Source organism: Paenibacillus sp. FSL K6-4396 (assembly GCF_038002525.1).
Taxonomy (GTDB): domain Bacteria; phylum Bacillota; class Bacilli; order Paenibacillales; family Paenibacillaceae; genus Paenibacillus; species Paenibacillus amylolyticus_B.
Genome location: NZ_JBBOCR010000001.1, coordinates 2,015,965 through 2,035,669 on the forward strand (window position 1 = coordinate 2,015,965; position 19,705 = coordinate 2,035,669).

At 44.8% G+C, this 19,705-nt stretch carries 21 protein-coding genes; 17 read left to right on the plus strand and 4 right to left on the minus strand.

What is annotated here, in order from left to right:
* The first annotated feature begins 6 nt into the window (after positions 1 to 6).
* The 9 genes from MHB85_RS09190 (at position 7) to MHB85_RS09230 (ending at position 8,466) form a co-directional block, all read left to right on the plus strand.
* On the plus strand, positions 7 to 1,275 hold the full coding sequence (locus tag MHB85_RS09190) for a sulfotransferase family protein (protein WP_105598019.1): 1,269 nt from the start codon (positions 7 to 9) through the stop codon (positions 1,273 to 1,275).
* Positions 1,272 to 3,203, plus strand: coding sequence for an asparagine synthase-related protein (locus MHB85_RS09195; protein WP_091014639.1), 1,932 nt, complete (start codon positions 1,272 to 1,274; stop codon positions 3,201 to 3,203). Before MHB85_RS09190 ends, MHB85_RS09195 begins: the two co-directional genes overlap by 4 nt.
* Positions 3,204 to 3,268: 65 nt before the next feature.
* On the plus strand, positions 3,269 to 3,403 hold the full coding sequence (locus MHB85_RS09200; RefSeq protein WP_105598020.1) for a paeninodin family lasso peptide: 135 nt from the start codon (positions 3,269 to 3,271) through the stop codon (positions 3,401 to 3,403).
* Positions 3,404 to 3,456: 53 nt separating this feature from the next.
* Positions 3,457 to 3,594, plus strand: coding sequence for a paeninodin family lasso peptide (locus MHB85_RS09205; RefSeq protein ID WP_174806426.1), 138 nt, complete (start codon positions 3,457 to 3,459; stop codon positions 3,592 to 3,594).
* Between the two features lie 138 nt (positions 3,595 to 3,732).
* Positions 3,733 to 4,680, plus strand: a complete 948-nt coding sequence (locus MHB85_RS09210; RefSeq protein ID WP_192134712.1) for an aldolase — start codon at positions 3,733 to 3,735, stop codon at positions 4,678 to 4,680.
* The gene (locus tag MHB85_RS09215) at positions 4,677 to 4,976 is read left to right on the plus strand and encodes a lasso peptide biosynthesis PqqD family chaperone (protein WP_017689560.1); all 300 of its coding nucleotides are present in this window, start codon (positions 4,677 to 4,679) and stop codon (positions 4,974 to 4,976) included. The genes MHB85_RS09210 and MHB85_RS09215 overlap by 4 nt, the downstream gene beginning before the upstream one ends.
* 4 nt (positions 4,977 to 4,980) lie before the next feature.
* Complete coding sequence (locus tag MHB85_RS09220; protein WP_091014637.1) at positions 4,981 to 5,463, plus strand: lasso peptide biosynthesis B2 protein; 483 nt, start codon at positions 4,981 to 4,983, stop codon at positions 5,461 to 5,463.
* 52 nt (positions 5,464 to 5,515) lie between these two features.
* Positions 5,516 to 6,649 (plus strand): nucleotidyltransferase domain-containing protein, encoded by a 1,134-nt coding sequence (locus MHB85_RS09225; RefSeq protein WP_244661066.1) that lies wholly within the window; start codon positions 5,516 to 5,518, stop codon positions 6,647 to 6,649.
* 20 nt (positions 6,650 to 6,669) lie between these two features.
* On the plus strand, positions 6,670 to 8,466 hold the full coding sequence (locus MHB85_RS09230; RefSeq protein ID WP_223199905.1) for an ABC transporter ATP-binding protein: 1,797 nt from the start codon (positions 6,670 to 6,672) through the stop codon (positions 8,464 to 8,466).
* Positions 8,467 to 8,639: 173 nt separating this feature from the next.
* Here the strand turns inward: MHB85_RS09230 and cysC are convergent, their stop codons facing one another.
* Positions 8,640 to 9,278 carry an adenylyl-sulfate kinase gene (gene cysC, locus MHB85_RS09235; RefSeq protein ID WP_091014633.1) on the minus strand — a complete coding sequence of 213 codons (639 nt, stop codon included), beginning with the start codon at positions 9,276 to 9,278 and terminating at the stop codon, positions 8,640 to 8,642.
* A gap of 207 nt (positions 9,279 to 9,485) precedes the next feature.
* Between cysC and MHB85_RS09240 the strand changes: the two genes are divergently transcribed.
* Together MHB85_RS09240 and pdaA are read left to right on the plus strand one after the other, a co-directional pair.
* Positions 9,486 to 9,896, plus strand: a complete 411-nt coding sequence (locus tag MHB85_RS09240; RefSeq protein WP_091014632.1) for a hypothetical protein — start codon at positions 9,486 to 9,488, stop codon at positions 9,894 to 9,896.
* A 96-nt stretch (positions 9,897 to 9,992) separates the two neighbouring features.
* Positions 9,993 to 10,772, plus strand: coding sequence for a delta-lactam-biosynthetic de-N-acetylase (pdaA, locus tag MHB85_RS09245; RefSeq protein ID WP_192134714.1), 780 nt, complete (start codon positions 9,993 to 9,995; stop codon positions 10,770 to 10,772).
* A 191-nt stretch (positions 10,773 to 10,963) separates the two neighbouring features.
* Here pdaA and MHB85_RS09250 read toward each other — a convergent pair whose 3' ends face one another.
* Both MHB85_RS09250 and MHB85_RS09255 read right to left on the minus strand, forming a co-directional pair.
* The gene (locus tag MHB85_RS09250) at positions 10,964 to 11,812 is read right to left on the minus strand and encodes a DegV family protein (RefSeq protein ID WP_192134716.1); all 849 of its coding nucleotides are present in this window, start codon (positions 11,810 to 11,812) and stop codon (positions 10,964 to 10,966) included.
* A 105-nt stretch (positions 11,813 to 11,917) separates the two neighbouring features.
* On the minus strand, positions 11,918 to 12,388 hold the full coding sequence (locus MHB85_RS09255; RefSeq protein WP_091014627.1) for a hypothetical protein: 471 nt from the start codon (positions 12,386 to 12,388) through the stop codon (positions 11,918 to 11,920).
* 328 nt (positions 12,389 to 12,716) lie between these two features.
* Here MHB85_RS09255 and MHB85_RS09260 point away from each other — a divergent pair, with 328 nt between their 5' ends.
* A complete protein-coding gene (locus tag MHB85_RS09260; RefSeq protein ID WP_091014626.1) occupies positions 12,717 to 13,103 on the plus strand; it encodes a DUF423 domain-containing protein in 387 nt (128 codons plus the stop codon).
* Positions 13,104 to 13,227: 124 nt separating this feature from the next.
* On the opposite strand, the gene MHB85_RS09265 is transcribed toward MHB85_RS09260, so the two are convergent.
* On the minus strand, positions 13,228 to 13,800 hold the full coding sequence (locus MHB85_RS09265) for a hypothetical protein (protein WP_091014625.1): 573 nt from the start codon (positions 13,798 to 13,800) through the stop codon (positions 13,228 to 13,230).
* Between the two features lie 269 nt (positions 13,801 to 14,069).
* Here MHB85_RS09265 and MHB85_RS09270 point away from each other — a divergent pair, with 269 nt between their 5' ends.
* From MHB85_RS09270 to MHB85_RS09290, 5 genes are all read left to right on the plus strand, one after another.
* On the plus strand, positions 14,070 to 16,790 hold the full coding sequence (locus tag MHB85_RS09270) for an RNA dependent RNA polymerase (protein WP_192134718.1): 2,721 nt from the start codon (positions 14,070 to 14,072) through the stop codon (positions 16,788 to 16,790).
* Complete coding sequence (locus tag MHB85_RS09275; protein ID WP_192134720.1) at positions 16,787 to 17,545, plus strand: hypothetical protein; 759 nt, start codon at positions 16,787 to 16,789, stop codon at positions 17,543 to 17,545. The genes MHB85_RS09270 and MHB85_RS09275 overlap by 4 nt, the downstream gene beginning before the upstream one ends.
* A 146-nt stretch (positions 17,546 to 17,691) precedes the next feature.
* Complete coding sequence (locus MHB85_RS09280) at positions 17,692 to 18,453, plus strand: hypothetical protein (protein ID WP_192134722.1); 762 nt, start codon at positions 17,692 to 17,694, stop codon at positions 18,451 to 18,453.
* Between the two features lie 20 nt (positions 18,454 to 18,473).
* Positions 18,474 to 19,016: a hypothetical protein gene (locus MHB85_RS09285; protein ID WP_192134724.1), complete on the plus strand. Its 543-nt coding sequence runs from the start codon at positions 18,474 to 18,476 to the stop codon at positions 19,014 to 19,016.
* Positions 19,017 to 19,080: 64 nt separating this feature from the next.
* Positions 19,081 to 19,701, plus strand: a complete 621-nt coding sequence (locus MHB85_RS09290) for a hypothetical protein (RefSeq protein WP_192134806.1) — start codon at positions 19,081 to 19,083, stop codon at positions 19,699 to 19,701.
* Positions 19,702 to 19,705 lie beyond the last annotated feature (4 nt).

The following is a 19,705-nucleotide window of genomic DNA, read 5'->3' on the forward strand; positions in this document are numbered from 1 at the left end:
CTGCCATTGATCGATGCTCAAGGTAACGGACTTGTTTTCTTACTATGTGTTCCCCGCAGTGGTAGTTCCTTATCCACCGTCATGCTGCAAAATCATAGTCGTATATTTGCCACCCAGGAAATGTGGTTTCTGATGAATCTTGTCGATTTGAACAAAGCTGATTCACGTGCTTATGGTGGCAGCTCCATCATTCGTCAGTTCTACAATGCCATGGTATCTGAGGATGTCTTCGAAAAGGCGTGCAGAAGTTTTGCTCTTGAGATCTATAATGGATTCCTGGAAGGGAGCGGAGCAGACTTCATCGTTGATAAATCTCCACGATACTATTACATGCTGGAATGGCTGGATCGTCTGTTCCCTCAGTCCAAGCGCATTCATCTCCAGCGTAATCCTCTGGCCATAGCAGCATCATTCAAAAAGGTAAACCGCCACACAGGAGAAGGATTCGACCTGACTCATAGTCTGCAGAGCCCCAAATTAAATATGAAATCTGTAGATCTTACACTGGGTATGCTCCGCTTGAATGAGTATTTTGCCGAACCACATTCCAATGCATATGAATTGCAATATGAACGATTGGTTTCCAATCCTCAGGAAGAACTCGAGAAACTATGCGCGTTTCTGGGAATTCGATATGAACAGGGTATGGAGCAGTATGGACAGTTTCTGGACAGTGCCAAGTCTGACATGTTCTACAGTATGGGCGTGGGTGATCCATTCCTCTCTTCGCATCAAAAGGCACATCAGGGTTCTGTTAACAACTGGAAAAACATATTAGAACCGCATGAAGTTGAACTGTATTGCCGTGTGATGGGGGCAGATCTGTTCCACCGGATGGGATACAGTGAACAGCTGGCAGAAGCCGAACAATGGACGGGTGTACATTATGATGCAAGTCCGGATCAAGAGGTCATTGATCGAATCACGCATCAGTTGACAGCAGCGACAGGTTGCCAGTGGCAACCGCAATACCGAATGCAACCGGCAGATTCTGTCGTACATGATCCGCTTGGCAATCTTAATGACCAAGTTGTCGAGGAACCGGAAAAGATAGATCCCACACTGGCTGCACTGGCAACGATCAGACAGCTGCAAGCCGCATTACGGGCGGCGGATCATCGTCTTGAACGGGGTTACAGTGAGCGAGAACGCTTGAAAGTCCAGCTGGCTTCTGCTCAAAGCAAAATACAGCGTATCAAATCATGGGTACCATTTGGTCACCAGATCAGCGCCTGGGCTTCACAGCGCAAGATTCTACGGGGAGGCAAGTCATGAGCGCCATAGCAGGAATTGTACACAACGATGGTCAGCAGGCGCTATGGGAAGACAGCTGGCGTCTGTACGCAAGCCTGGGGCATGTCCCTGCGGATACAACAGGGGTGTGGAAAGGCAACGAGGCGTTCCTCAGCTGTCATGCCCAATGGATTACACCGGAATCGGTTAGCGAGAAGTTGCCTTTATATGATGAGGAAAGTGGTCTGACCATCACGGCAGATGCCATTCTGGATAACCGGGAACAACTGGCTGATCAACTACAGATATCCAGAGCTGAACTGGCAATGTTGGCGGATAGTGAACTGATCCTGCGTGCCTATCAACGCTGGGGAGACGATGTGGCTGTCCGATTGCTGGGGGATTTTGTATTCGCGATATGGGATGAGCGGAATCGAAAACTGTATGCAGCGAGAGACATTACAGGCATGAGAGCTTTTTATTACCGACATGATGGTTCACGTTTTGCTTTCTGCACACTCATGAATCCGTTGCTTGGGCTTGAAGGGGTACATAAAGAACTTGATGAGACTTGGCTGTCCGAATTCCTTGCCATTCCTGACATGCATGATTCAGCAGATATCAATTCGACCGTATATCGGGGAATAAGCCAACTGCCTTCTGCACATACACTTGTCTTTCGGGATGGGAGACTGGAACTGAAGCAATATCATCGCTGGAATGAAGTCGAACCTCTGAGGCTTAAATCCGATGGTGAGTATGTAGAAGCGTTTCGGGAGGTCTTTGGGCAGGCGGTTGGATCGCGATTGCGAACTCACAGGCAGGTGGCTGCTGCTTTAAGTGGCGGACTGGACTCGGGAGCCGTGGTTGGTTTTGCTTCCGGAACACTGAGAAGTCAGGGCAAACGGCTGCAGGCCTATAGTTATGTTCCCGTACCGGATTTCACAGATTATACGTCGAAAACGTTGCTCGCAGACGAACGGCCCTTCATACGTTCAACCATTAATCATGTCGGCAATATCACAGAGAACTACCTTGATTTTGAAGGCAGAAGTCCACTCAGTGAAGTAGATACCTGGCTCGACATTATGGAAATGCCCTATAAATACTTTGAAAATTCATTCTGGATTCGCGGATTCTATGAAAAAGCGAGCCAGCAAGATGCAGGCATCCTGCTCACAGGCGCACGTGGTAATTTCACGATCTCCTGGGGGCCGGCTCTGGATTATTACGCCAGTCTACTGAAAAGTGGCCGCTGGTATCGCTGGTTCCGTGAGATGCAGCAGTATAGTGAGCGGACCGGAATGCCCTTCTCCCGTATAGCTAAGATCACCGGGAAAAAGGCATATCCGGAGTGGTTCAAGGCTCAGTCCAAAGGAGCAAGCCAGGCCGCGTCCGTGCAGTTGATCCATCCTGATTTTGCTCAAAGAACAGGTGTACTGGAAAGACTCAAATCCATTATTGTTTTGCAGGGCGGTGCCCAGGCTGATGCACTCAAAGTACGTGCCGAGAAATTCAATAACCTGGCTATTGCGAACAAAAACGGTGCTGTAGCTACAAAATGTTCTCTGCGTTACCGCGCTTGGGAACGTGATCCGACAAGTGATGCCAGAGTCATCCGGTTCTGTTTGTCCGTTCCGATTGAACAATATGTGAAACAAGGGACGGATCGTTCATTGATTCGCCGGGCTACTTCACCGGAGTTGCCTGACAAGGTCAGATTGAATCAACGGGTACGGGGTGTGCAGCCTGCAGATTGGTTACATCGCATCATTCCGAATTGGGATGCCTTTACGGCTGAGTTACGTGCTTTGTGTTCTGACAGCAAGGTTGCTGGCATATTAAACACGGAGCGTATCAAGTCTGCCCTGGCCAATTTTCCGAGTCCAAGACCTGAACTTGCTTCGCATCCAGATCTGCGATTGATGATGCATAGTCTGATCGTCTATCGGTTCATTCGGAAATTCTGATATAGCCCGGTGAACTGTGGGCCCGGCTTTTCCTTACATTTGACTCATGATAGGAGGTGAATACGATGCAAAGGGAAAAAAAGGAATGGCAAGAACCAGCACTGGAAATATTGGAAGTCAACCAAACAATGGCGGGCACAGGTTACAAACATATTGACTGGGTTACGGTTCACGATGCGGATCTCTACGGAACTAGTTAGAAAGCTTTACCATATGCCATCATACTTAGAACTGCGAAAAGGAGGTGAATACGATGCAAATGGAAAAAAAGGAATGGCAAGCACCAGCTCTTGAAGTGTTGGAAGTCAATCAAACAATGGCCGGTACTGGCTACAGACAAATTGACTGGATCACGGTTCACGATGCGGATCTGTACGATCCAACTTCCTAAGTTATTTAGTTCCAAAATGTGTCATCATACTTAAAGGGCGGAAATGCAACAAATCCAGCTTTTCGCCTCCGCCCTTATATTGAGCAACATGAATATAAGGGCTTTTTTTACATTTTATTACGAAGGAGGCGTCGTTCATTGTTAGCTGTGCATTATGTGGCGTATGGTCTGCGCTGGTCGAGCCAAATTCGAATGCCTGAACTACAGATTGCACCCAAGGATGCGGAGACTGATTTTGATGTCGTGGATGTGCACATCGAGTCTTCAGATCTGACCCCATTGTGGGAGGATTGGGATGTAGGCAACGACAACTTTGTGGCACGGGATGGCAGCCTTTTTTTCAAAATCGAAGATGCAGGCCTGTTTCTAATGGAGCATGGAAAGCGTATCATTGTATCCCCTCAGCCTGGAGCGGACGAGAAAAAGGTCAGATTATTCATCCTGGGCACATGTATGGCTGTCATTATGATGCAGCGTGGTATTCTTCCATTGCATGGCAGTGCTGTGGTTATTGATGGCTGGGCTTACGCATTTGTCGGACATTCGGGGGCAGGAAAATCGACGTTGTCGGCTGCACTGGCATCACGTGGGTATCCGCTTCTCACCGATGATGTTGTCGCACTGACCTGGGATGCCGGGGGAAGAGCCATCGTATCACCTGGTTATCCGCAGCAGAAATTGTGGCAGCCCAGTCTGGATGGTTTCGGCATGAAGGAACAGGATTATGCCACGGTTCACGCAGAGATTACGAAGTATGCGATACCTGTTCAGCACTATTTTCATGAGATGGCCGTACCACTTGGTGGAATATTCGAACTTGCTCCCCAACCGGAAGAAAACCAAACATCTGTTCAACTGGTTGAAGTGACGGGGCTAGAACGACTGCATCTGTTATGCTCGCATACGTTCCGTGGTGGACTCGTTGCAAGACAGGGGCTGGCACAATGGTTGTTTGAGACGGCTTCAAGACTTTCAGCAAGTGTGGAGATTGGCAGATTGGTCAGAACGGGTGCTGAGTTTACAGCATTTGAGATGGTGGATCGGATCACAGATCATATACGTAAAGGAGTGCATACAGGACAATGACAGCGACTACGCCGATGAATGTGGAAGACCGGGTAACCCGGAAGGAAGGCAATCTGGTCAGTGATATGGGCAGTGAGAAAGTCATGATGAGCATTAGCTCTGGAAAATACTACAATCTGGGGAGTACCGGTGGACGAATCTGGGACCTGATCGCAGAAGAACGCACGCTGGGTGAAGTTGTTGAGGTACTTGCTGCGGAGTACGAGATTGAGCCAGATGTATGTCGTGAGCAGGTGGTGCAATTCCTGGAACATCTGTCCCGTGAAGGTTTAATCGACGTTACTCGCGGAGTGTAGAATCATGTTGCGAAAAATAAAGGCTTATCTCTCGCTCCCGCGGTCAATGCGTCGACTGGTATGGGAGGCCTATATCCTCCTTGGCTGGGCACGCATACAGAAGGCTATGCCATTTGCCAAAATCGCGCCAGGGCTGGGTACGCCTATGGTAGAAACACCGATGACAGGACTTGATCGCAGCGAGGTCATTACTATACGGAATATTTCCAAAGCGATTTCGCTCGCCAGCAAATATACGTTATGGGAAAGCCGCTGCCTTGTAATGGCGATTGCCGGGATGAAGATGCTTGAGCGACGCAAGATAGAGAGTACGTTATATATGGGGACTGCGCGGAATAAGCAAGGACATATGATGGCTCATGCCTGGCTGCGAAGTGGTAAATTGATCGTGACCGGAGCTGATACTATGGACCAATATACGGTTGTCGGTGTGTTTGGCAAACGGTGTCCGGAGAAGGGATCTGGGGAGATTGTCTATGATACATGAAAGTGAACTCTATTCATCAGGGTTTCCAAAGGAGCTTAAGCTGATTTTGAGCATGATTAGAGGTGATCTGACGGCTCTATCCCCTGAAGAACTCAAGGCGGGTTTGCAAGGAACCGATTGGCAGCTCTTTCTGCGGCTTGTCTATCATCACCGCTTATACTCTGTCCTTTATTTGAAAATGAAAGAATTGAACTCTGCAATCATTCCTGCAGATGTTATGGAGAGTCTGAGACAACAATATACGGTCAATACGTTCCGCATGTTACATCTGACAGCTGAAATGGAACAGGTTTGTGGAGCTTTTCGTGAACGCGGTATCCGCAATATTACACTAAAGGGACCAGCGCTCGCCCATGATCTCTATGGCGATGTATCCATGCGAACCTCCAAAGACCTGGATATCCTGATTCCGTTTGATGATGTGGAAGCAGCTGAAGGCATTCTGGCTACCCTCGGATACGTATCCAAGGAAGGGGAGCGGGCACCTACGGTGCGCAGCTGGAAATGGCGGGAACATCATATCTGTTACACCCATCCGGTCAAAAGGACTCAAGTGGAGATCCATTGGCGCCTGAACCCGGATTCGGGCAAAGAAACCGATTTTGAATTGCTGTGGAAACGCAGCCGGTTCAGTTCATACACACAGACACCTGTCCGTATGCTTGAACAAGAAGATCTATGGGCCTATCTCGTAACCCATGGTGCACGACACGGCTGGTTCAGACTGCGCTGGTTACTGGATATCGACCAGATGATCCGCAGCATGCCACTTGATGTGAAGAAATTAGAGAGACGTCTGAAAGCGGAGGGACGTTTATCGATCGGTTCGCAGGCTCTTCACTTAGCCTCAGATCTGTTGAATACGTCGCTGGATGTAGAGTACAGGTCCTTGATGTCCTTGAGTGACCGTACAGGCAAGCGATTAGCCAACGAAGGTGCAAAGTTCATGAACGACATGCTGGAAAGTCCGGCTGATATGAAGTCTTATCCATCGTATCTGTTTAAACTTCGAAGTACAAAACAGAAATGGTTTTTCTTTATTGAGCGTTTATATCCAAGTACATGGGATGTGGATCAATTGCCACTTCCACGTTCTTTGTTTTTTCTATACTTTCCGTTACGTCCGTTTCTCTGGTTCTGGCGGCGAATTAAAAGGTATACGGTGACGGAAAGGGGTAAAGTATGATCTCGGAATTAAGGTATTTCATGCGAAAGTTGCATCATGTCACGGGGCCCATTTTATATTGGAATCTGCTAGGGATGATCTGTATCAGTCTCATGGAAGGGATCGGTATCTACATGCTTGTTCCGATGCTGAGTCTGATTGGCATATTTGAGATGGGCTCCACAGGCTTAAACATTCCCTGGCTTGGCGAGGTGTTGAATCGTTTTTCTGATAATAGCCAATTGTTACTCGTATTGTTCACCTTTGTGTTGATTGTCTCCGGACAGGCCTGGATGCAACGTCTCCAGACGATCCGCAATACTCGAATCCAGCAGCAATTTGTACGAACGCTGCGCATGGAAACCTATGCTGCTATTATTATGGCGCAGTGGTCATTTTTTCTCCAAAAACGAAAATCCGATTTCAACCATATATTAACGACTGAACTTGCACGTGTGAGCCAGGGAACGAGCATTATGCTGCAAATGGCAGCCTCTCTGATCTTTACGGGTATTCAGATCGGTCTTGCTTTCTGGTTATCCGCCAAATTGACGGCACTTGTGCTGGTCTGTGGATTGTTATTATTTATCGTCTTACGAAAATTCGTCAAGCGGGCCAAGCAGATCGGAGACCAGACCTCTGAATTCTCACAAAGTTATTATAACGGCATTACCGAGCATTTTAACGGCATTAAAGATATTAAGAGCAATATGCTTGAGCGCTCACACATGAACTGGTTTGAGCGCATGTGCAGACAGATAGAACGCAATGTCATTCAATTTAGCCAATTAAACAGTGGGACACAGCTGATTCACCGGATGTCCGCGGCAATCATCATTGCGGCATTCATCTATCTTTCTCTCCGTGTAATGACGGTGCCACCCGCAAGTCTGCTGCTCATTATCCTTATCTTTTCCCGGTTATGGCCAAGGTTTACGGCGATTCAGTCCAATCTGGAGTACATCAGCTCCATGCTGCCTGCATTTCGGGTAGTCAGAGAACTGCAAGCGCAGACGGCGAAAAGTCGTGAGATTAGTGCAGAGATTGCTTCGGCAGGAGACGTTGGAACTGATGGGATTCAACCTATGGAACTGAAGGAATCTATCACCTGTGAGGATGTCTGCTATCGCTATGAGGGAAGTGATGCGTACTCATTGAGAAATGTGCACGCTTCGATTCCAGCAAGGGGTATGACCGCAATTGTGGGGAAATCCGGAGCAGGCAAGAGCACGCTGATAGATCTGATTATGGGCCTCGTAAGGCCTGAATCTGGTCGTATTCTGATTGACGGAGTGCCTCTGTCAGAAGAACGATTATTGAGCTGGCGAAGTTCCATCGGATATGTCTCCCAGGACCCATTCCTGTTTCATACGAGTATTCGTGAGAATCTGCGTCTTGTTGATCCAAATGCAAGTGAAGAACAGATGTGGCAGGCTTTGCAATTTTCCTCCTCTGCGGCATTTGTACGGAAGTTGCCTCAGGGTCTGGATACGATCATTGGTGATCGGGGTATTCGTCTATCCGGGGGTGAACGTCAGCGATTGGTGCTTGCCCGGGCTATGCTGCGTAATCCTTCTGTATTGGTACTGGATGAAGCAACGAGTGCGCTGGACAGTGAGAATGAACAGTACATTCATGAGGCGTTAGAACGGCTAAAAGGACATGTGACCATTATCGTGATTGCACACCGATTGTCCACGATACGGACGGCAGATCGTGTAATTGTGCTTGATGAAGGTCGGGTGATTCAAGAAGGCGGGTACCAGCAGTTATCTACAGATCCGGTAGGGACGTTCAGAAAGCTTCTTAATATGCAAGCGGGTGTCGTGGGGCAGTAAGTGAGTAAGTAAGTGAGTGGACATTAGAAGACGTTCAAACGCGATGGTAGAGCATGTGTATCTTCTTCTCTGTATTCATTTATTGATGGTATAACCAGCAATGGGTTCACGTAAAAGAGGCGCGCCACGATGGGCGCGCCTTTCATGTTGGTGGTTCGTATATTGACCAAGGATTAATGAACAACAGCTGTTTTCGTAGGAAGCGGCAGTTGAAGAGCACCGATCTGCTCCAAATGCTGTACGATCTCTTGCACGGCTTCCTCAATGGACCATTGCTCTGTATCGATAATAAATGAAGGAGATATTGGTACATCATAGGGGGCGGAAATGCCTGTGAAATGCGGGATATCACCATTGCGGGCTTTTTTGTATAGACCCTTGGGATCACGACGCTCACATTCTTGAATTGAACAGCGCACATAGATTTCAATGAAATCATCTGGTTCAAATAACTGTCTAACCATCTCCCGATCCTGTTCATGAGGAGAGATAAAAGCCGAAAGTACAAACAACCCGGCATCTACCATTAACTTCGATACTTCTCCAATTCGCCGCAAATTTTCTTGACGATCCCCTGTTGTAAAACCGAGATCACGGTTCAGTCCATGACGTACATTATCCCCGTCCAGAACATAACAGCGTACGCCTTGGTCGTAAAGATACTGCTCCAGGGCAAATGCAAGGGATGACTTTCCTGCACCTGATAACCCGGTGAACCAGATGGCACGACTACGGTGCCCATTATGTTTCTCCCGGTCCTGTCTGTTGATGCTGGATGATTGCCAGGTTATATTGCGCTCTTCCTTCGACATGAGTATCCCGCCTTTTCCCTACCATGATATGTATAATATTTTAACATATTTACAAGATTATAGCACCTTACAGATTTCTTCAAAATAAGCGTGAATCGACAAAATATCGGGTATAGATGTAGTACATACATAAGCATTATGCATATATCCAAGGAGTTTTTTGCATGAAATGATGTAAAATGCTCACATCGCAGGAGGAACAATGTCATGAACGAAAACATACAAAACATACAAGTTGGATTCAAATGCCCGGATTGCCATCAGGAGGTTCGAGTGGAATTTATAGATGAACAGGTCAGCACAGTTCGTTGTAAAGGTTGTGACAGAGCGTACACCCTTTTGAAGCCAACCATTGGTGATGAAATTCTTCTGGATTGGGAACAGGAGGCGTTATATCACAAGCTGAGAGCAGAACGATCTGAACTGGATAATCATAATATGTCTGCCTTGATTATCAAAGTTATCGAGTTGCTTACATGGCGTGATCGGGGAGATGGACAAACTCGTGCCATACAGACCGTGAGGGAATGGCTTGCCTCCAGTGGCAAACCCCAGACCTTGCTTGAATTGTTCTATCAATCTCCGCCACAACCTGAAAATAAACGTTTTGATCGTTAAGGATTTACATACATTAGCTGTTCCTGTGGCATATTACCTGAAGGTGTTCGTGTGTGCAAACGACTAACCGAATTTTCAGGAACAGGAGCGGATGGAATGAAGCGAATGGTTCTATATATACTGGTGACACTGTTATCCATCAGTATGGTGCCGGCACTGACTGAAGCATCACCGGTTACCGGAGCGTATCACTTTGGCTTCAAAAAAAGTCAAAACGGTCAACTGCCCTCCATTGATCAGGAAGGCTTTAAATCGATCTTACAACATAACGATGCCATTTTCCTGGGGGATACGAAGCAAAAGGAGTTGTATCTCACGTTTGATAACGGGTATGAGAATGGATTCACACCTGCCATACTGGATGTTTTGCGTACCAAAAAGGTGCCAGCGGCTTTCTTTGTGACAGGTCATTATCTGAAAGATCAGCCTGAGTTGGTCAAACGTATGGCGGCTGAAGGTCATATTGTCGGTAATCATTCATGGAGTCATCCGGATATGACCCGCATCTCCAATGAAAAGCTTAGAGAGGAACTTGAGAAGGTCAAGTCAGAGGTCAATCGGTTGACGGGTCAACAAGCGCCCTTTTTACGCCCACCGCGCGGGATTTTTAACAATCGTACGCTTGCAGAGAGTCATGCTCAGGGTTATGTGAATGTGTTCTGGTCTGTTGCTTATAAAGATTGGGATACCAATGTGCAGCGTGGCGCACAATATGCTCATCAACAGGTGTTGAAACAACTCCATCCGGGCGCTGTCATTTTGCTTCATTCGGTATCCAAAGATAACACGGAAGCTCTGGGTTCCATTATTGATGAGGCCCGCAAGCAAGGATATGCATTCAAAAGTCTGAATGATCTGCGGACCAAAAATTATTGATCTGTATCGTAATGAACAATGGACCAAACGTAAGTCATCAAAAAATTTAGCGAAATATTAAAGGGCATCCTGAGCGATTAAGCTCGGAATGCCCTTTTTAGTTATAACGGTATGCCAGTCCAAGTATGGATGTACCACATACAGATCCAGAAGAAAGGATTGGGTAATACGATACGATGTAACGTGTAATACTATAAAACAGTATTATAGATGATTCCAATTGTTTTCGGGCCGCAATGACTGCATACTACACAACCAGCAGTGGTTAGTTCAACTCGGGCACCGGTTTGTTCCTGCAAAGACTTCTGCAAGTCAAGCGCATCCTCTTCAGCCATGGTGTGCACAACAATCAGCAGGTCTGGATCGATCTGATCCTTATGGCTGAGCGTATTATTCAGCATTTGTTCCAGAGCTTTCTCCCGTTTGCCGCGCACTTTATAGGCAGGTGCCATCTTGCCATCCGTTACCCGGATGACAGGACGAATCTTGAGCAGGCTTCCAATCAGGTTCTGCATGCCCGAACAGCGTCCGCCTTTATGCAGATACTCCAGTGTATCGATGACAAACTCCGTGCGTACATTTGATTTCATTGCCTCAATCAGGTGTGTAATCTGATTCAGCGTCTGACCTTTTTCGGCTGCATACACAGCTTTCATCACCATAAGAGCAATTCCTGATGAAAGATTCTTTGAGTCAATGACCGAAATTCGACCTTCCGGGAACTCGGAACTCGCTAGTCGTGCATTTTGATAGGTAGAAGAAAGTTCAGAAGATAAGCTGATATATAAAATCTCATCCCCTTGATCTATGTAAGGTTGAAATGCCGTTATGAAGTCAGCGGGGGAAGGTGCAGCTGTTTTGGGGAGACGCCCATCTTGGCTAACACGTTCATATAGCTGTTCAGGTTTAATCTCAGCACCGTCTTTCAGTGATTCTTCACCGAACACGACATATAAAGGGATGATTCCGATATCGTGCTGCTGGATCCATTCTGGAGCCAGATCACTTGTGCTGTCCGCAAAAATTTTGATTCGTGACATGTCAATCTCCTTTAAAAACAATGATTTTGGCAAAAAATATAGATTATACTTATGTGTAAACCCATTCATTTTAATTATAAGGAAACATGACGCTGATGCAAAGCGTTACATCAGCGTCATGCCTACCAAGATAAGTCCAACGAATAACAGAATCATGATCCCATTTAATATGGTTCCGATAATGGCAAAAACTTTCTTTCGATTCTTGAGGACAAGACCAATAATTCCGACGATGCCTCCGGCCAAATTGAGAATCAGGCAGACCAGAATGGCTAATGAAGCCAGAACCACTGCTGGATGCAAGGCGATCTCTTCTGTCTGCAACGGGGTGAGAACTCCGATGGACTCGTTTACAGCCATTGTGGCAATAAAGAATATCAGAATATAACCCAAGATTGCAACCAATCCAATAACAAAGCTGGCGATCCCAGGTCCGGAATGTTTCAGTGGTATCATTGGTTGCCTCTCATGATCTGGCGGGTAGGCTTCATACCCATTGTTATTGTATGGATCTGCATGGCCAGGGTTCTGATCCGTGTTGTTATAACCTGAATTATAGGAATCACGATTATCCATAATGTTGACTTGCCTCCCTTAATCATCGTACTGAGTGTTATTAACCTAATCGATGAGTAATTACTAGCTTCATCCCATCTTCTCGGTACTAAAAACCAATCTTTTTGAAATTGCACTTAAAATACAACGATTACATACCTGTTTACTTTTCCATAAATATCGATAAAAATCAAGGATTTACGCTTGTTTCCTACAATTTATAGGGCAGGGATAGAATTGTTAAGTATAAACAGACATATGATCTTTGAAGCTCCACCCCGACTGGTAAAGGAGGAGGGGATTCGCTACAATAATAGGAGGAAGAGTTGAATTAAGGGAGAGAACTTATATGCAACGAAGATGGATGATGCTTGGAGCTGTAATGACCATGCTATCAGTGGCGATAGGTGCGTTTGGTGCTCACATGCTCAAGGATACGATTGGACCGGCGGCCATAGCTACATATGAGACAGGTGTGCAATATCATATGATTCATGCATTGGCTTTGCTCATTATTGGCTTGACCGCTGGTCAACTTGGAGGATCTACAAAACTGAAGTGGGCAGCACGTTTGTTGTTTATCGGAATTATCGTGTTCTCAGGCAGCTTGTATGTGCTTAGTATTTCTGGCATCAAGATTCTGGGTGCTATCACACCGATTGGTGGGGTAGCCTTCATAGCCGGATGGTTGTTATTGGCATTAGATGTATGGCAGCGAGGTAAGGATCGCTCCTGATCGGTCCAAACAAATCTCGGAGGGTTCAATCCTGCATGAACCATAGAACTAAAAAAGCAACTTGCGTTAGAATGTTCCGTCATTCTAACGCAAGTTGCTTTTTGTTTTAATCCGATGAAGTTAGTTACAGAAACTCATCGATTTCATTGGTTCGGAACGTATACACTTGTTTTTCATCGACATGGTAGATGCTCACAATACTGGTATCACGATCAAAATTCAGAATACGGCAAGGAATGCTCTGATGTTTACCGTTCTTGTTATTGACAACAATACGGGTGAGTTTATTCTCTTTAATGAGCGTGTCAATCCACGCGTCAAACGAGTTTCCATCGGAAACATTGGATGTTTGGGTGGCAGGCTTTTTCTCGCTAACCGGTTTTTCTTGTTGATTCTGTGTTTTGACTGGAGCAGGTGAGGCAGGTGTCTGAGCTGCAGTGGACGCCTTCTGTGCTGCGTTGGCTTTTTTGCGTTCGTTGTGAAGTGTGACGAAAGAGTCCTTCTTGGACTGGAGTGTCGCTTCAATAATTTTGCCTAGCTCTATGCCGGATTGAATCCGAAAGTCCGCAATTTGTTCTTCATTGTTTATGAACTCCAACAGGGACTGCAGTGCCAATGCATTTGAGCGGCTCTTAATAAGTATATCGACATTAAATAAAAAGCCGATGTCCTCTTGATTGGATAAGGTTTCTTTCATTCATCCCAGCCCCGTTAAAAAGTATGTCAGCTCAAAAAAACGCTTCAATTCACTATATCATTAAAAAGGAAATTATCATAGTGCTAGAGACGCAGAAATATGCCGATTCGAAATGAATCGAGTCCCGGAGTGTCCCTTGATTTCTCCCCAGAATAGAACAAATAATCTTCTTTTTTCATCCCCTGATCGTCCTGTTTGCCTGCGTCAGTCATGCGGGTCTACTCTATAATTTATTTAATCAGGACAGGAATCAACAGGGGGAATCGGGAATGGGCAATGCATATCAGGATCGATTGAGATACGTTTATAAAATTACATCTTCCAGAATTAGAAAAGCGGATTATAATCTGCATCTTACTTATCAAGAAGCGACAGTAAATGGAGAAGTGGCATCTATTGGAAACCATCAGGTATTTCGTTTTATCGATCGTATTCGAGGCTATAAGGAGAGGGAACAAGATCTGGCTAGAATCAAGCTGGAAATAGAGCGATTAAAAACCTTGAAAACCAATGCTGAACATAAAAGAGCAATGAAGAAATTGCATGAAGAACTGAAAAATCTGAAGTTTGCCGATGATTACTTGCTGTTGGTCATTGAAAATAATAAAGACTATGACCGGCTGAATTCATCGAAATCCTTCTCTGTTAACGGCAAAAAATATAAGCGGTTATTGGCTACGACAGGTGGAGCCAAAAGTTCGACAGTCATCTATGTGAGTGAGGATATTCATCCGCTGTTGGAGAAAAGATTGAATAACGGCAGAGATCCCAATAAAGAGCTGGTTCCTGCCAAACTGGAGGCATATAAGGCCCTGGCTTGCAGTACAAGCACGCCTGTGTCACATCCGGAACGGGTACTGGTTGTTCATGATTGTATAACTGAATTTGGCGCAGATATTATTCAGATTGATGATACCGAGACAGAATACCCTCGCATTGAGAGTAGGAAAAATGAGCCTATTCAGATGAATATGAGTGACGGATTTGGTCTTATCTCTCCTGCACTTAGTGAACGATGGGCAACCGAGCTGGGACATGCATATATCCCGGGTGGATTTTGTATTCGTAATAGCTTCTGTAAAGGGATGGTATTTACATTTGATTATCACGAATTTGCAGATCGAGTTGCAGGCAATTATATGGTGGACGATGCCTGGGGTAATCCTGTGGATATTCGTGAGGTAGACCTGATCATCACAACGTCCATGCTCAAACTATGGAGCTCATACAACAGTATCGATGATTACCTGTTATGTTGCGGTTATTATGGCTACACGTTCAGTGTAACGAAGGTTACACCCGAAGAACTGGAGGATGAGCGTCATTTAAATTACCAGTTTATTCAGTCACTCCAATTGGATGATAACGAGATTGGTGAACTTATTCGTCCCACGATAGACTCGATTAAAGATGTACTAGGTGAAGACTATCGCAAGGCACTGTTATTTCTCAAAGGAATTCACATCCATGAGAACGATTATAGAAATAGTCCAGATGATTATATTAAAGGGTTGATGGTAGACCGACGACTTATAGATGATCCTTTTGTGCGAAGCAAAATTCATACCTTAATACGTAAACGAATGAATGAAGCCAAGATCGGAGTTCTAAGAGTGAAAGGCAATTTCAGCATTATAGCTGGCGATCCCTATACATTGTGTCAGAGCATATTTGGTTTGCCTTTAACAGGATTGCTGAGTTCAGGTGAGTTCTACTCCAAATATTGGAACGGACGCCATGTGGACCGTGTAGCTTGCTTCAGAGCTCCGATGACTTGTCATAACAATATCAAGGTGCTTCGTTTTCAAAATACAGATGAGATGCAGCATTGGTATCGTTATATGAACACGGTCACGATCTTAAATTCATGGGATACGACGACGCATTCCTTAAATGGTGCAGATATGGATAGTGATCAGGTCTTAACTACAGACAATCACACAATTCTTGGGGCTATTCAGGAGCTTGATGCGATTGTATGTGTACAGAAAACCTCAGCCCAAAAAATTCCGGATGAAAAGGATCTAATTCAGGCCAACAAAGACAGCTTTGGTGATCTGATCGGTTTTACAACGAACAAAATTACGTCGATGTTCGATATTTTAGCCAATTATGAGGAGCAAAGTGCAGAATATCAGGAAATGATGTACCGAATTCAATGTGGTCAGCATTATCAACAAAATGCCATTGATCAGGCCAAAGGTATTGAATGCAAAAAAATGCCGAAGCACTGGTATGATATTCGCGCTGCGGTAACGGACGAGTCTGCCTTGAAAATGGTAGCACACAAGAAGCCTTATTTTTTCATATACAATGACCCGGAACAGAAAAAAGAATATACCACCTATATAGAAAAAACGAGTCAGAAGTGCTTGCAGTTATTTGGCATGACTGTGGATGAGTTGTATTCGAGGAAGGAGCTATCTCCGGAGCAGGAACAGTTCCTGGCACAGTATGAACAGAGAATGCCTGTATCCACAGCACCTTCTGTGATGAACCGGTTATGCCATCAAGTGGAAGATGAGTTCAACAAGTTAAAGTTAAATCAGAATGAAAGTCCGTTTGATCATACGATATTGATGAGTACCAAGAAATATTCCCAGGCTCGTTACAAAGAGATTCAACGATTATATCAGATCCATAACGAAGAATTACGTAGTTATATGACTAACTTGCGCAAGAGTAAGGTGAAAAAGGAAGAAAGATCTGCCCGATGGCAGTTGTTTGTTTCACGCTTTAAGGAGCAGGCGCTGGAGATCTGTAATAACGAAGAAGATCTGTGCAATATGATTGTGGACATGTGTTATCGAAATGTCGAGAAATCGAAGCAATTTGTATGGGATGTGTCGGGAGATCAGATTATTCGCAATCTGTTGCATAGCAATGAACACATCGTCCATTATCCGGTTAGAGACCCGGACGGCGATATTGAGTATGCCGGAAGAACCTTTAAAATGACCCAAATGCATGTGAAGGAGCAGCGCCCTTGAAAATCATTCTAAATGAACGTCATCATGCCGAGCAAGCAATTGCACATGGGAAAATGGATAAGAAGCCAACCAAAACGTTGATTTGTTTAGCTAAATACGGGCTTGAACAGGGGAAGAACGCTGAAGATGCATATGCGTTGTTAAATCAGTTTATGACCAAGTATTATCCAGACTACAATGCTGTCCAGTGGGATACATTTCTCAATCGGATCATTAAGCAGTCGCAGAAGTATATCAAGATAAGGGAGGAGACAAGCAAGAGCACGCTAATCGAGATTGATCATGTACCTGTAACACTCGAAGAACTTCAAAAGATCAAACAACTTAAAAGTAAACGACTCGAGAAATTGGCCTTTGTTTTACTGGTCTACAGCAAGATTAATAATCGAATCAATGAAAATGATACGTACTGGATTAATAATGAATGGAAAGAAATCTACGGTGATAGTCAAATGGCCGTAAGCAAAAAAGATCAGGGGTTATTGGTACACAAACTTATTCAGTTAGGGTACCTCAAAGAAAGTCAACGCGTCGATTCAACTAACGTACAGGTTTTGTTCGCTGCGGAGCATGGTGAGGTTGCCTTCCAGTTAGTTCGCTTCGATGACTTTGTGTTGGAGTACTCTCGCTGGAAAGGAGAAAATATCAAAAATTGTACCGTATGCGGAAAACGGATGCTGGCAAAATCGAACCGAATGAAATACTGCAAGGAATGCAAGAAAGCCGGTAATTATCCCATTAGAAAACTTCTTTAAAGCTAGACACAGCAATGCTTTGCATGGTTGTTCAAGAATTTCTTTAATGATAAGCCAGAGACAGGTTTCCTAGTTATGGGGGAGGTATCAACTTGGAAACAGTCTTATGAAGAAAATATGCTACATAACGCTTAGGTAGGTGAATTATGTCAAATGGGATAACTTTAGCACATGTAGAGTCATTAATTAGAGAAGCGGTGAAACATAGCAGTCCGGGACAGCCTGGGGACACTGGCGAAACTGAACTCGCCATCAAGCGTGCACTGGAGGCAGCTAGCGAAGCCTTGCAAGCTGCCGGAAAAGCAAAAGAGGCTTATCAAACGACTCGACTTGTGTACCAGAGTCCAGTTGCTGATTTTGAGGAGTTAAGTGTGCAGTACCCTTCTCCTGAAATAGGCTGGACGGTACAAACGTATAAGGATGGCAAGAGATATCGATATGACGGTAAGGCATGGGTAGAGATTGATGTATTTGGTCAAAACCTTCAGGTGGTTAATTCCGATGTGGATGGGCTCATGAGTACAGCTGAACACTTGAAATTAAATGAGATTCCATTGGAAGTACAGGATCGTGTTATGGTCTTTTGCAAAGAATCACGGGTTTACCCGGAAGTACTGGGGATTTTAGCCCCTTTTCCATTCGATGGCGAGATTTTACATGTAAAGGGCTACTGTGGAGTTTCTGGAGATACTGCAACTGAAATAAGAATTGAACGATCCAAGGATCTCATTCACTGGCAGGATGTGATGGGGAGTTCACTGAAGTTTGAAGTGCATCAACATCAAGATGACGGTGAGGCTACATTTGGGTTGAAAAAAGTGGAGGCGGGAGATATCTTCAGAATCAACATCATCGAAGCAGGTTCAAACATTCAACATCTTACGATTCAATTAACGATCAGAACATAAATAAAAGGAGATGGAATATAATGACACAACCGATTATTACATGGATGGACGCAACACACAGCAAGGAGATTGTAGCACCGTTTGATTATGGTGTTATTGATGCAGATACCAAAAGTGAAATTCGTATTTTTAATGTGTGGAACAATAAGAATGGTGCTTCGGACGTATCTAAAATGGAAGATTGCACGATTACAACGCGAGATATGACTGGTGGTACTGGAGACACGGAGGCTCATGATGTAGAAGTGGTGAAGAATAACTGGTTCCACGTTCAGGTTGATTCCTTGGGAGAGACAGATTTGGAAGAAGAAAGTTCTCGTATCGGCAGGGATTTTTCCAAACCCATTGGAACAACAGGCAAGACAACCAAAGATTATACAGGAACCGCTTATGCAACACCATTTGCACCGGGACCGAAAGAAATCCTGGGCGTGAGTAACAATGGAAATCCTCAAGATGCGGCTGGTAACTATGTGACCCTTTCCATTCAATGTGTAGTACCGCTGAATGCAAAAAGTGGCAAGCAACAGTTCAAAAAACGTATCTCCTATCGTTACGTGTAAAAAAGAAATAATTATGTGGACAGGCTATTGCAGCCTGTCCTTTTTATTAAAAGGGGGAAATGCTGTGATTCTAGGTAATACACAATTTACACGCTCACCTGTATCTCAAGCTTATGTATGGATTGCTGATTACTATGATGGTACTTATTTAAGCGAATTCGATTTGCAGACACAACAATCAAACAGTTTTTATAAAATTAACAAGGAAAAGATGGTCTCTTTCGGATTGATCGGGCAAGGATCTCACGTGTATCACAACGTTGCCAACGGTGTATTTCATATTAATGCGGATAGGTACTCTATATCATACGTATGTGACGATCAAGAATACCCGCTAACAGGTAGGACCTTTCTATATAGTGACATTATTCAGTTCAAGAATGTTTCTTCAGATGTGAACATGAGTGGCCACTCAGGTCCTGGGGGCTCAGGGGCTTTCAATAATACAATTGAATGTTTTAATTTCGGATACAAAAAAACAATGAATTTGAATGATGTGCAGATTAACTTTCAGTGTGTGTGTTCACTGCCTTTGAAAGAAACGGCCTTTCTCCAAATTAAAATTACCTCAGATCAGGACCTGCCTGGGCAATTGGTTATTCGTAAAAATGGCTTTGTCATAGATCAAATCATAGCTCCTCTGAAGGCAAATCATGCAGGAATCATAAACTGGGACATTCGTTGAGTTG

Coding starts and splice junctions, on each gene's coding strand:
- MHB85_RS09205 (WP_174806426.1), top strand. CDS start 3,457: ATGCAAATGGAAAAAAAGGAATGGCAAGCACCAGCTCTTGAAGTGTTG.
- MHB85_RS09220 (WP_091014637.1), top strand. CDS start 4,981: ATGTTGCGAAAAATAAAGGCTTATCTCTCGCTCCCGCGGTCAATGCGT.
- MHB85_RS09225 (WP_244661066.1), top strand. CDS start 5,516: ATGATTAGAGGTGATCTGACGGCTCTATCCCCTGAAGAACTCAAGGCG.
- MHB85_RS09200 (WP_105598020.1), top strand. CDS start 3,269: ATGCAAAGGGAAAAAAAGGAATGGCAAGAACCAGCACTGGAAATATTG.
- MHB85_RS09215 (WP_017689560.1), top strand. CDS start 4,677: ATGACAGCGACTACGCCGATGAATGTGGAAGACCGGGTAACCCGGAAG.
- MHB85_RS09260 (WP_091014626.1), top strand. CDS start 12,717: ATGCAACGAAGATGGATGATGCTTGGAGCTGTAATGACCATGCTATCA.
- MHB85_RS09195 (WP_091014639.1), top strand. CDS start 1,272: ATGAGCGCCATAGCAGGAATTGTACACAACGATGGTCAGCAGGCGCTA.
- MHB85_RS09285 (WP_192134724.1), top strand. CDS start 18,474: ATGACACAACCGATTATTACATGGATGGACGCAACACACAGCAAGGAG.
- MHB85_RS09270 (WP_192134718.1), top strand. CDS start 14,070: ATGGGCAATGCATATCAGGATCGATTGAGATACGTTTATAAAATTACA.
- MHB85_RS09265 (WP_091014625.1), bottom strand. CDS start 13,800: ATGAAAGAAACCTTATCCAATCAAGAGGACATCGGCTTTTTATTTAAT.
- MHB85_RS09240 (WP_091014632.1), top strand. CDS start 9,486: ATGAACGAAAACATACAAAACATACAAGTTGGATTCAAATGCCCGGAT.
- MHB85_RS09280 (WP_192134722.1), top strand. CDS start 17,692: ATGTCAAATGGGATAACTTTAGCACATGTAGAGTCATTAATTAGAGAA.
- cysC (WP_091014633.1), bottom strand. CDS start 9,278: ATGTCGAAGGAAGAGCGCAATATAACCTGGCAATCATCCAGCATCAAC.
- MHB85_RS09250 (WP_192134716.1), bottom strand. CDS start 11,812: ATGTCACGAATCAAAATTTTTGCGGACAGCACAAGTGATCTGGCTCCA.
- pdaA (WP_192134714.1), top strand. CDS start 9,993: ATGAAGCGAATGGTTCTATATATACTGGTGACACTGTTATCCATCAGT.
- MHB85_RS09255 (WP_091014627.1), bottom strand. CDS start 12,388: ATGGATAATCGTGATTCCTATAATTCAGGTTATAACAACACGGATCAG.
- MHB85_RS09230 (WP_223199905.1), top strand. CDS start 6,670: ATGCGAAAGTTGCATCATGTCACGGGGCCCATTTTATATTGGAATCTG.